This is a genomic window from Anoxybacillus sp. LAT27 (assembly GCF_022030075.1).
Lineage (GTDB): Bacteria > Bacillota > Bacilli > Bacillales > Anoxybacillaceae > Anoxybacillus > Anoxybacillus kestanbolensis.
On record NZ_JAIWYK010000077.1, the window covers coordinates 16510 to 28176 of the forward strand.

10 protein-coding genes are annotated in these 11667 nt (G+C 40.0%); 4 read left to right on the forward strand and 6 right to left on the reverse strand.

Annotated elements, in window-relative coordinates:
• Window positions 1–110: 110 nt before the first annotated feature.
• Window positions 111–2033, reverse strand: coding sequence for a FapA family protein (locus LD028_RS07995; protein ID WP_237810639.1), 1923 nt, complete (start codon window positions 2031–2033; stop codon window positions 111–113).
• A gap of 119 nt (window positions 2034–2152) precedes the next feature.
• On the opposite strand from LD028_RS07995, the gene LD028_RS08000 reads away from it, so the two are divergent.
• Entirely contained in the window at window positions 2153–2623 is a 471-nt protein-coding gene (locus LD028_RS08000; RefSeq protein ID WP_237810637.1) for a PCYCGC domain-containing protein, read from the forward strand.
• Window positions 2624–2647: 24 nt separating this feature from the next.
• On the opposite strand, the gene LD028_RS08005 is transcribed toward LD028_RS08000, so the two are convergent.
• Both LD028_RS08005 and LD028_RS08010 read right to left on the reverse strand, forming a co-directional pair.
• A complete protein-coding gene (locus tag LD028_RS08005; protein WP_237810635.1) occupies window positions 2648–3877 on the reverse strand; it encodes an ABC transporter permease in 1230 nt (409 codons plus the stop codon).
• Window positions 3867–4769 (reverse strand): ABC transporter ATP-binding protein, encoded by a 903-nt coding sequence (locus LD028_RS08010; RefSeq protein WP_237810633.1) that lies wholly within the window; start codon window positions 4767–4769, stop codon window positions 3867–3869. The genes LD028_RS08005 and LD028_RS08010 overlap by 11 nt, the downstream gene beginning before the upstream one ends.
• 155 nt (window positions 4770–4924) lie before the next feature.
• On the opposite strand from LD028_RS08010, the gene LD028_RS08015 reads away from it, so the two are divergent.
• From LD028_RS08015 to LD028_RS08025, 3 genes are all read left to right on the forward strand, one after another.
• Window positions 4925–5326: an apolipoprotein A1/A4/E family protein gene (locus LD028_RS08015; RefSeq protein ID WP_237810632.1), complete on the forward strand. Its 402-nt coding sequence runs from the start codon at window positions 4925–4927 to the stop codon at window positions 5324–5326.
• Between the two features lie 312 nt (window positions 5327–5638).
• Window positions 5639–6757 carry a glutamate 5-kinase gene (proB, locus tag LD028_RS08020; RefSeq protein WP_237810631.1) on the forward strand — a complete coding sequence of 373 codons (1119 nt, stop codon included), beginning with the start codon at window positions 5639–5641 and terminating at the stop codon, window positions 6755–6757.
• A 21-nt stretch (window positions 6758–6778) separates the two neighbouring features.
• The gene (locus LD028_RS08025; RefSeq protein WP_237810630.1) at window positions 6779–8020 is read left to right on the forward strand and encodes a glutamate-5-semialdehyde dehydrogenase; all 1242 of its coding nucleotides are present in this window, start codon (window positions 6779–6781) and stop codon (window positions 8018–8020) included.
• 36 nt (window positions 8021–8056) lie between these two features.
• Here the strand turns inward: LD028_RS08025 and LD028_RS08030 are convergent, their stop codons facing one another.
• From LD028_RS08030 to LD028_RS08040, 3 genes are all read right to left on the reverse strand, one after another.
• Complete coding sequence (locus LD028_RS08030) at window positions 8057–8890, reverse strand: 5'-3' exonuclease (protein WP_237810645.1); 834 nt, start codon at window positions 8888–8890, stop codon at window positions 8057–8059.
• 432 nt (window positions 8891–9322) lie between these two features.
• Window positions 9323–9670: a hypothetical protein gene (locus LD028_RS08035; protein ID WP_237810629.1), complete on the reverse strand. Its 348-nt coding sequence runs from the start codon at window positions 9668–9670 to the stop codon at window positions 9323–9325.
• Window positions 9671–9894: 224 nt separating this feature from the next.
• On the reverse strand, window positions 9895–11160 hold the full coding sequence (locus tag LD028_RS08040) for a hypothetical protein (protein WP_237810628.1): 1266 nt from the start codon (window positions 11158–11160) through the stop codon (window positions 9895–9897).
• Between the last annotated feature and the right edge of the window lie 507 nt (window positions 11161–11667).

Genomic DNA, 11667 nt, shown 5'->3' on the forward strand with positions numbered 1-11667 from the left:
AGCCCCCTTCTTCAAAAAAGAAAGAAAATTAAGAACATTTACATTATACTATATGATTATCCGAAAAATATACAAAAAGACGCATCGGCTTTGTTGGCCATGCGTCTTTTTTATCCAAATACAATTTCTTGACGTTCGTCGTCCCATTTCATTTCAACGTGTTTTTTCTCTTCATAAAATGTATACGTCTTTTTACCAAATTGTACAACTGTTCCTTCCCATGCGTGTTCAATATAGATCGTCTCCCCTTTTGGAACAGCTAATACAGTCTTAATCCCGAGCGAAGAGCCAACTTCTTTAATTTTCATCCCTTTTTGCGCATACGCTTCACCACCGCGTAACACTCCGTGAACAGTCAATGTGCCTCCAGCATAAATGTTACAATTGTAACACCCTTTTCCCGTTACAACGACATCTCCACTTCCGTGAATGACGCTATTTAAAGCGTAAGAAAGCTCAATTGCATCGTTTTCTTCGCGGTCGTATTGCCCGATAAACGTATTTAGTTCTCGAAGCAAATTCGCCATGCCTTCTAAACAATGAAAATGATTCGGACGATCAGCGAGCAAGCAACCATCCAACTGTGAGCCAATATCGAACCATTGTTCACCAATTTGTTCGCGCTTTTGCTCACACATCGTTTTATACTGTTTCATCGCTTCCATCGTCGTTTGAAACTTGCTTTCAAGCAATCTCTTCGTCAGCGGATAAATATCTTGTTCGCGAATTTTAGACATGACCATTAGTTGTTGAATCGCAACAATCATTCGCTCAAGTGAGTGGCGAATTTGTTGTAATAAACCGATCAGCTTGGTCACAATCATTTTGTTTTCTCCTGATGTCACCGTACCACTAATGACGTTTTGTTGAATAAAAATCGATTGTTGCGCACGAATTTTTGCGCGATTGACATTTTGTAAAATCATAATGCTACCGAGCGCTTCAACAACCATTTCGTCTTGGACGTTTCCTGTAATTTCAACATCGCCTTTAAAATGAATATTCCCGACTGATAAATCGACATCGCCTTGATGAACAAGCTTTGGAAGGATGGAGACGACAACCGTCTTTCCCTTTTTCGCAATTTGCGGTCGCCCGCCTGTTGTTGCTAAAATGCGGTTTCCATCCATCGTTACTCCCTTACCAAGTTTAATCATCACCGGATGTACTTCACGTACAGGTATCACGTCATTTGTGATGGTTAATCCTGGTTTACCTGGCAGCGGTGGATGAACAATCGCAATCAAGTCACCTTCACCAACGGTCGCAATCATTTCTATTTCACGATAATCAACGGTTCCGTCTTCACGAACTTTCGGTGTTCTTTTCCCCTCACCTACTTTTACTTCTACCCATCCGTCCTTTCCCTCTGTTGGCTCAATTCCTCTAGCAATTATAGCTGTTATTTTTTTCTCTGATTGCAATACTTCTCGAATCACTTCTTCTCTTATTCCATAAACAATCCCTAATTCTTGCAATTTTGCTATTACTTTCTCATATGATACGTCATAAATAAGTTCAGTTTCTATTTTTGCTTGTATATGTAATTTGTTAGATGGTGATTGATCTTCCAATATATATCGACGCCGTACCCCAGGGGCGAACGTTAATGTTGCTTCTAACTTTCTAGCATCTACATCAATTCTCCAAACGGATTGGGCGATGCTTTCTTCTTTTGGGTAAATACGAACGTCGTCGCCTTCTTGTAACGTGATGCTTCCTTCGACTTGTTGACCATTATGTAAACAGATGACACCTTCACCGATTACGATCGTTGGGCTTACGTCCAAACATTCGTAATACAACGTACCATCTTGAATCCATGCTTTTCCTTCAACTTGTTGAATCATTTGGTTTGCTTGCTGTTTCTTCGTTAGTCGAACAACGGCAGGTTGCGAGACGACTCCAAACAACTTTTTGCGCTCTTGTTGCACAACTTCGATGATTACTTCTTCGCGCGTTGCTTGAAGCTGTTTGAGCCCCTCTCCAATCGCTTCTTCCACCGTTTTTCCTTTTACTTCGATGCAATCCATTTTTCCCCCGCCTTTTTCCTTATCATTTACTGTTATTTTTATATTATAATAGTGAAAAGATAAAAGAAATAGTGAAAAAAGTCGGAACCCTTTATCATTTTAGAAAAAGGATGGTTGGGATGAGAAAACGATTGATGCTTAACGCAATGATCTCTACTAGTTTATTGCTTAGTGGTTGTGTACAACAAGAAGAAAAACATACTGCAGAACACGAAACAGGTGATATCCGGGAAGAAACAAACTCGATTCGTGATCTTCCATCATTTTTGTCTTCCTATAATGAATCGATGTCTCATTTATATGAACAGGCTGCAACACATCAAAAGTTGTTAGAAAACATACCTTGTTATTGTGGTTGCGGTGAATCAGTCGGTCATGAGAACAATTATGATTGTTTTGTACATGAAAATAAAAGCAACGGTGCAATCATTTGGGACGATCACGCAACAAAATGCGGAGTTTGTTTAGAGATCGCCGCTATTTCTATTGAACAATATGAAAAAGGAATGTCGATCAAAGATATTCGTCACCTTATTGATGAAACATATAAAGAAGGCTATGCGAAGCCGACACCGACAAAGCCGATGTAAAAACCGAGCTGTTTGCTCGGTTTTTCATTTTTTCGTTAATTGCCATGCCCGTTTGAGATCTTTCCATGAAGACGCTTGATTGTACATGAGCACGCCACCGCGATATATTTTTGAACCAAACACAAATAAAAAAGCGATTGTCCCAATGAGCAAAGCAATGCTAAGAGCGATTTCCCAAACTGGAACGTTTAGCATTCCGATTCGTAAAAACATAATCATTGGAGCAAAAAATGGAACAAACGACATTGTTGCAATAAACGGAGATTCCGGTGCATTCAAGCCAAACATCGCCATAATAAACGCAGCGACAACTAACATTGTGACAGGTCCAGCCATTTGTTGCACTTCTTCTACTCGACTGACAATCGAGCCAAGTACCGCAAATAACATTGCGTACAACAAATAACCGAGCAAGAAAAAGATAATGCCGTACGTAATTAAAGAAAGTGGGAGTTCATTCATACCAAGCAACTGACGCAATATATCGCTTTGTTTCATCGAGACATAGCCAACTGAAAAAATAAACATAAACTGCGTCAAACTTAACAAAGCAACTCCTAAAATTTTTCCGAACAATTGTTGAACAGGTGAGATACTTGAAATTAAAATTTCCATAATACGCGATGATTTTTCCGTTGCTACTTCCATCATAATCATACTTCCGTACATTAACACGAACATATACATCGCAAACAATAGCACATATACGATCGCTCTTGCTTGATTTAATTGTTCTTCTGTTTTTGCATGTTCTTCAAGCGCTACCTTTTCTATGGCAATTGGAGCATATAATGCGTTTATTTGTTCATACGTTAATCCAATTTGTTTTGCCATCATCGCAATTTTAACTTGTTGCAACGCTTGCTCAATGCCATGAATGACATCACTATCTGCAATATTTTTTGCATAATATGTCACTTTCGGCTGACCGTTTTGTACATCAAGTACAATATACGCATACCACTTTTCTGTTTGGACAAGTTCTTTTGCCTGTTCCTCACTTTTATCATGGCGAACAAGTTTTATTTCTTTATTCGATTGCAATTGCGATTGCAATGCTTCGTACCACCCATTTGTTTCATCAATAACACCAATTGTTTTTTGACCATTATCGCTAAACGCTTCAATGATACGATCTAACTGACTAATACCAAATACAATAAAAGCAGTAATGATCGTTGAAATGAAAAAAGACTTTGATTTTAATTTCGTTACGTACGTGTGAAGAAAAACGATCCAAAACTTATTGTTCATACGCTGCACCTACTTTCTCGATAAAAATGTCATTGAGCGATGGTTCTTCTAGCGAAAACGTACGAATAAATCCTTTTGCATAAATATGTTCAAGAATGCGCTGGGATACACTTTCATCTGCTATTTGTAAGCGAACTCCTTCAACCGTTTTCTCCATTTTTAATACGCCAGGAACGTTTGTTAATGTTTCAAACGGAAGCTCTCCGTGAATAATGACATTTTTCTTGCCGAAAGATTGCTTAATTTCTTTAATTGATCCATGAACAATAGGTCTTCCTTTATGCATAATGCATATATGTTCACATAATTGTTCAACATGTTCCATCCGATGACTTGAGAAGACAATCGTTGTTCCTTGTTGTTGTAAATCTATTACTGCCTTTTTCAACATTTCGACATTTACCGGATCTAGTCCGCTGAATGGTTCATCTAAAATCAGCAATTGCGGACGATGTAACACCGCAGCGATAAATTGAATTTTTTGTTGATTACCTTTCGATAACTGTTCTACTTTTTGATTTTCATATTGTGGGATTTTAAAACGCTCCAGCCAATTGCGCATTTCTTTCACAATTTCTTCTTTATGTAATCCTCGCAATCTTCCTAAATAAATGAGTTGTTCTTTTACTTTTAACTTTGGATACAATCCTCTTTCTTCCGGCAAATATCCGATGAGATGACTATGTTTATACGTAATATGCTCACCGTTCCATGTAATCTCCCCTTTCGTTGGCTCAAGCAATCCTAAGATCATTCGAAATGTTGTCGTTTTTCCTGCTCCGTTCGCCCCCAGAAATCCAAATATACCCTTTTCCGGAATAGACAACGTCACATCATCTACTGCTGTAAACGAGCCAAACTGTTTTGTTACATGTTGCAACACTAATCCCATGTTTTCCACTCCTTTCTCTTTTATTACATTATAACGTATGATGTTAGGTAAAAGTTTCATCTATTTACTTTTTATGATCGGAAAATGATGAGAAACATACTTCTTTCTTGTCCGTCATTCATTTATAATGAAAAATAAAAGGGGGGTGAATCAAAGTGGACAGGGAAACAATTGTAAAAGAAATTGTGAAAGCGCTCGAACTATTCTCAAACAAAATTCATTACGAAATGAAGGAAATGAACAATCAGCTCCGGACGGAAATGCAAGAGATGGGCAACCAGCTTCGTTCGGAAATGCAAGAAATGGGACAACAGCTTCGTTCAGAAATGCAAGAAATGGGGCAACAGCTTCGCTCGGAAATTCGAGGTGTAGAAAGCAAATTAGAAACGAGAATTGACGCTCTTAAACAAGAAATGGACAAACAGTTCGAGCAGCTAAACGAAAAAGTTGATCTACTACGCGATGAATTAACCGACACGCAAGAAACCGTTGATCTGCTTTCTTCCAAAACACTCCAACATGAGCGAAAACTTCGTCTTTTATCCAAACAATCGTAAAATCCATTGACATCTTCGCTTTTTTGTTTCATAATTCTAAAAAATATAATAAGTGAAAAAGGCACGGGACGAGTAAACCGATGGAACGTGCAAGAGAGTGGAACCCATAGGCTGGAAGGTTCCTCACGGGAAGTCGGTTGAACCTACCCTACACGGCCGCTTATGCAAACATAAGCCGTTTCCCTACGTTACAGGGCAAGAGGTGGGCGCGCTTGGCGCCAAAAAAGGTGGTACCGCGGAAACGACGCTTTTCCGTCCTTTTCTATAAGGACGGAGGAGCGTTTTTTTATTTTGTAGTAAAGGAGTGAAATAGTGAAAAAAAAACGAATCGTTATAAAAATTGGCAGTAGCTCATTAACAGAAACAAACGGCACACTCTCGGAGCAAAAGCTTCGTGAACATGTCGAAGCACTGGCGTATATGAAACAACTTGGACACGATGTCATTCTCATTTCTTCCGGAGCGGTCGCCGCTGGGTTTGGATTGCTCGGGTATCGCTCGCGACCAAAAACAATCGCAGGAAAACGAGCAGCTGCCGCAGTCGGGCAAGGGGTGCTCATGCAAAGCTACATTTCTGCTTTTCGTTCGTTTGGTATCGTTACCGGGCAATTGTTGTTAACACGCGCAGATTTTTACGATCGCGAGCGATTTCGCAATTTGTTTGCGACGATTTCAACGCTGCTTGACCGCGGAGTGCTTCCGATTATTAATGAAAACGACTCTGTCTCTGTTGAAGAGTTAACGTTTGGCGATAACGATTTATTGTCCGCCTTGGTGAGCGGTTTTTTGCATGCCGATGCCTTAATCATTTTAACGGATATTAACGGGCTGTATGACCAACACCCGAGCCATCTGGAGGCGAAGAAATATCATTTTCTTTCGGAAATTACTGACGAACTGATGGAACAAGCAGGCGGAAGTGGCTCAGCAGTCGGAACAGGGGGTATGAAATCTAAGCTACTTGCCGCGCAAAAGGCGCTTTCCTTCGGCGTCAGCGTCTTTATCGGTACAGGAAAAGGAAAAGAAAAGTTGAAACATATTTTAGAAGGAAAAGGCGATGGGACGTATATCGGCTCCCCATTTCAAGAACATATGCAAATGCGCAAACAATGGATCGCATACCATTCCGAAGTCACCGGAGCAATCGAAATCGATGAAGGAGCAGAAACAGCCATTTTGCATAAAGGAAAAAGTTTATTACCTGCTGGTGTGACGAATGTATTCGGTTCGTTTCAAGCGCTAGATGTCGTCAATGTCGTCAATCAAAAAGGCGATGTGATCGCTAGAGGGCAAGTATATTATGCGGCAAGCGATTTAGCGAAGGTAAAAGGGCTTTCAAGTGAAAAAGCAAAACGATACTCTTTCCATCATCGTCCAGAAGTCATTCATCGCGACAACTTAGTATGTTTAAAAAGGATATCTGTTTGTTGAAAACGAAAGGAGCGAAAAGGAATGAGCGAACTAATCGCCAAAGCGAAAAAATTAAAGCAAGCTGCCAAGCAATTAGGGATAGTGTCAACAGAAGAAAAAAATGAGGCGCTTTCGATGATCGCAGAAGCGTTAATTGCGCAAATGCCATATCTTTTACACGAAAATGAAAAAGATATGGCGAACGGGAAAGAAAACGGTCTCTCCCCTTCCCTACTTGATCGTTTGCAATTAACAGAAGAACGCATCAAGCAAATCGCCAATGGCGTCCAACAAGTCATCGACCTACCAGATCCGATTGGCGAAACGATCGAACAATGGACGCGACCAAATGGGCTATTCTTAAAACAAATTCGTGTGCCGCTTGGCGTCGTCGGCATGGTGTATGAAGCACGACCAAATGTCACCGTCGATGCGGCTAGCCTTTGCTTAAAAACAGGAAATGCTGTCTTGTTGCGCGGCAGTTCTTCCGCCATTTACTCAAACAAAGCGCTCGTTTCGGTCATGCAAGAGGCGCTAAAACGGTCGTCGGTTCCAATCGATGCCATTCAACTATTGGAAGATACGAGTCGCGAAACGGCACAACATATGTTTCGTTTAAAGGAATATGTAGACGTACTCATCCCGCGCGGCGGCGCTGGCCTTATTCAATCGGTCGTCGAAAACGCCACGATTCCTGTGTTAGAAACAGGTGTCGGCAATTGCCATATTTTCATTGACGACTCTGCCGAAAAAGAAATGGCGATCGATATTGTCATAAACGCTAAACTGCAGCGCCCGTCCGTTTGCAATGCAGTTGAAACGGTCATCGTTCACCACCAATGGCCATATATAAGTGCGTTGCTTGAAACGCTGCATGAAAAAGGGATCGAATTGCGTGCCGACAAACAGCTTGCGGCTACATATCCGTTCGTTCGTGAAGCGACAGAAGCCGACTGGGCAACCGAATTTTTAGCCCCGATTTTAGCAGTGAAGCTTGTTGAAACAGTCGATGAAGCAATAGAGCATATTGAGCGCTACGGCACAAAACATTCCGAAGCAATTATTTCTGAATGTAGGGAACACGTGGAGCAATTTTTTGCTCGCGTCGATGCCGCTGTATTGTATCATAACGCCTCTACCCGCTTCACCGATGGCGAACAGTTCGGATACGGCGCGGAAATCGGCATTAGCACGCAAAAACTGCACGCCCGCGGTCCAATGGGCTTACGCGCCATCACGACAACAAAAACGCTCGTGTACGGGAACGGGCAAGTGCGGACATAAAAACCAGCCTCTATGTGGGGCTGGTTTTCTCACCCCTTACCGAATCGCTTCTAATACTTCCGCAAACCGCTTGCGCTCTCCATCCCATTTCGCTTCTTCTAATCGTAAGGAAATCGGAATATCGCAATGGATAGTCGCAAGTTTTCGCGACAAATGAAGCAAGTCGAGATGTTCGGTTATTTTTTGTTGCTGTGCGTTTGTTAAGTTCGCTAAGTTTTCCAAGATTCCTTCAATCGAACCGTACTGTTGAATGAGTTTAAACGCTTGTTTTTCGCCGATGCCGCGCACGCCTGGGTAATTGTCGCTCGGATCCCCCATAAGCGCCTTCACATCGATGAGTTGATGTGGCTGAATCCCTTTTTCTTCAATAAAGCGTTCGAGCGTATACGCCTCGTAGTTGCCGATGCCTTTTGCCAACAAATAGACAGTGACACGTTCCGAAAGAAGCTGAAATAAATCCCGGTCTCCTGTCATAATAGAAATTTGCATATGTTCGCGATATTGCTTTACAAGCGAGCCGATGCAATCGTCCGCCTCCGCACCGAGCACGCCGATATTCGGAATACCTAGCATCGCAACCGCTTCTTTCGCCAAATCAAACTGCGGAATTAATTCATGCGGCGGCTCGCCTCGATTCGCTTTATAGTCCGGAAACCATTCCGTGCGAAACGTCGTACTTCCCATATCCCAACAACAAACGATATGCGTTGGTTGAAGTACATTTGTCGCCGCTTCGATTTGTTTCACTACCCCATATACCGCATTCGTCGGCACCCCACGGCTATTCATCATCCATCTCGGCGCTGTCGCATAAAACGATCGAAACAATAACGCCATCCCGTCGATTAATAACAAATGTTCTCGTTCCATCACTCGTTGTCCTTTCTATGTATCGATGCAACAAGTATAACAAAAAACCACCCCATATGGGATGGTGGAAACGTTCAAACATATTTTGTGCAACGTATCATTTATTGCAGACGTCTTTTTAAAAAACGAACTAGCTTCATAATCGACCATACAATAGCAAATACGACAACGTAAATAATAAAAAAAATAACAATACCTTTTAAAAAAAGAAGTAAAATGCCTTTCCAACCTTCTTTAGACCAACTCATATACAAAAGACACATAAGAAATGCAAAAAAAGCAATGTAACTTTTTTCATGCTATTTCCTCTTTCACACTCTGAAGTCATAAGTAGATAAAACATCGTTAACTTTCGACAGGTGACAGGCACAACGACAAGCCTATCAATTTCTGCGACCGAACGAGCAGTTTTTTCACTTGAAGGATCAGATTCTATCGATTAAGCAATATAATCTCCTTAGCCTCAACGTCTCTGCTTTCTTTACTTTGACTCATAGTCTGAGGAGTGGCAAGAATGACTTTCACAGTTACTTCTTCCGTAAAGTCGTCAACACTTAATTTGTTGCCATCTTCATCACTGAATTTTGTTTGATCTGTGATTCGGACTGTACAAGGATAGCTTATATCCTCTACGTTATTTTTCCTTTTCTTTACTTCATGGGAACAGTCCACAACAAAATAATTTTCTCCAATACTATAAAGCGTCCCTTCAAAAGACTTTGTTCCTGTGCAACCAGTCAAGAGTAAACTAACCAAGACGAAAACAACAGTTCTAATCATTCGAATTGCATTCCTTTGTATGAAAAATAATTTTTTATAAGATTACATTTATCGAAAAAGACAACACAACGCAAAACTAAACTTCTTTCTATTCCCTTTTTATGAGCAGGAGGCTTTTAAAAATGCTCCTAAGGGAAGTAAAGATTACTCATGAACGTTTTATTTGGTAATACGTTATTTCTCTAAATTATCCCTATGTTAACAAAGATAATACACAAAAACATTCACCACGTTCTAGGAGATAACCCCCAATAATCTACTATACTTTGTACATGAGTATACATTTTCCACCCATTAGAGCCTACGCCTTCATGTACACCTCTAATCTGGCTACCATAATATGTAGGCGAACCACTGTCACCGTTAGTAGAATTATAATCAGCAGCAGTCATATTATTGTGTTCTCTTGCTGAATAATTTGTACTTTTTACAACCCCACATGCATTGCCAGTATATGAACCATTCATACATACGTATTGTCCTACATATTCATATGATTCTCTTTGCCAACTGGTAAAGTTAGGCTGTCCATAATTATAATTGCTAGCATAGGAAAGTTGACCTAATGAAATCAGCATTGCATCCAGTTCACCACTATTTACGAGCCTGTAGGCATATCCAAAGTATGAACCGCCTTGACTAAATCTATCACTACTTCTCCCGCAATGACCAGCTGTGACATAGTAAACCCAATTTCCATAAGAAGCTGAAAATCCGCCCGTACATCCCCAACCTGTGTCAATATTGCTAATCCTTAATCCACCTTCTAATGGCCGTGTATAAGCAGTTCTAGACTCTTCGTACCCACCATCAGATTCAATTACTTCAATATCTGAACCGAATATATTTACAAGTGAATCCCTAGCAGTGCTGTCAAATGGATAAATACCGATAATAACCTTATTCCTTTGAATATCAGAATATATAGTAGTAACATTTATGCCTTGTTCTTTTAATTCACGCTTCTTCGAGAGTACTGTCGAATGTATTTCATCAAGCTGCTTTTCTGATCTTTGTACTTGTTTAAATTTTATTTTTGAATCATTATTAAAAATTTTCCTAATGTCATTTATCTCTTTATTCATTTGTTTTAAATTTTTAGAAAAACTAATTGTTACCACACCTTTTTTCGATTGATCGACGTACAGTCCCCCAAAATCACTTGAACTAATATTGTTTCTAATATATTCTAAAATCAATGGTATTTTTTCCTCTTGATGTTTTATTCTATTTTCTATTTCCTCTAATTCGTCCTCAGTTAGCCAAACTCCGTGTTTTTCGTATGACTGTGTTACTTTCTTTGATGTTATTAAATTACTCACATAAACAGGATCATAATTTAAACCCATTTTCTTTCTATATTCTATATTTCTTTTTAATTCGGAATCATTAGCTATATCATTTTCCGCGTTTATAGACCGTGGTGATAAAATCAATATGGGAAGTAAAATGATGAATAGGATCACAGTGTTTTTTAATGAGATATTCATTAAGGACACTTCCCTTCTGATATTGGTATTGTCAAAAGTTTTAAAGACGTCCCCTGATTTTTTGTTGATTTTACGCTGTCCTGGATAAAAAAGCTTGTCACTCTTGTTGTCTACGGTATGATTGAGGTAACGACACACACAACCACCCAAACATTGGAGTGACAAGATTGTTACCTCAATTATTAATCAAACTTCATCTTTTACAACAAAAAGACGAAGAACCGCGGACATTCTCTGCCTGTATCAATCGAACCTTTTTCCTGACAACAAACCATTTCGACAGGTGACAGACACAACAACAATCCCCCCTTTTTTTGTAAATGAAATTCAATAAAAATTTCCGATTTTTCGTTTCCTCTGTTCTCTCTATACAAGTCGACTATAAATACAACACAGCAAGTGATCGACAGGATGTAAAGCAAAAATGGCAACTTGCGTAACTATTCACCCCGATAGTAGTATGTAAAAAAGCGCAACACAAATAGGGCATCTCCGTGATAGAAAATG

What these genes read in the sequence shown, in the direction of transcription:
- LD028_RS08040 (WP_237810628.1), bottom strand. Translation starts at nt 11,160, where the DNA reads ATGAATATCTCATTAAAAAACACTGTGATCCTATTCATCATTTTACTT.
- LD028_RS08010 (WP_237810633.1), bottom strand. Translation starts at nt 4,769, where the DNA reads ATGGGATTAGTGTTGCAACATGTAACAAAACAGTTTGGCTCGTTTACA.
- LD028_RS08000 (WP_237810637.1), top strand. Translation starts at nt 2,153, where the DNA reads ATGAGAAAACGATTGATGCTTAACGCAATGATCTCTACTAGTTTATTG.
- LD028_RS08025 (WP_237810630.1), top strand. Translation starts at nt 6,779, where the DNA reads ATGAGCGAACTAATCGCCAAAGCGAAAAAATTAAAGCAAGCTGCCAAG.
- LD028_RS08035 (WP_237810629.1), bottom strand. Translation starts at nt 9,670, where the DNA reads ATGATTAGAACTGTTGTTTTCGTCTTGGTTAGTTTACTCTTGACTGGT.
- LD028_RS08030 (WP_237810645.1), bottom strand. Translation starts at nt 8,890, where the DNA reads ATGGAACGAGAACATTTGTTATTAATCGACGGGATGGCGTTATTGTTT.
- LD028_RS08005 (WP_237810635.1), bottom strand. Translation starts at nt 3,877, where the DNA reads ATGAACAATAAGTTTTGGATCGTTTTTCTTCACACGTACGTAACGAAA.
- LD028_RS07995 (WP_237810639.1), bottom strand. Translation starts at nt 2,033, where the DNA reads ATGGATTGCATCGAAGTAAAAGGAAAAACGGTGGAAGAAGCGATTGGA.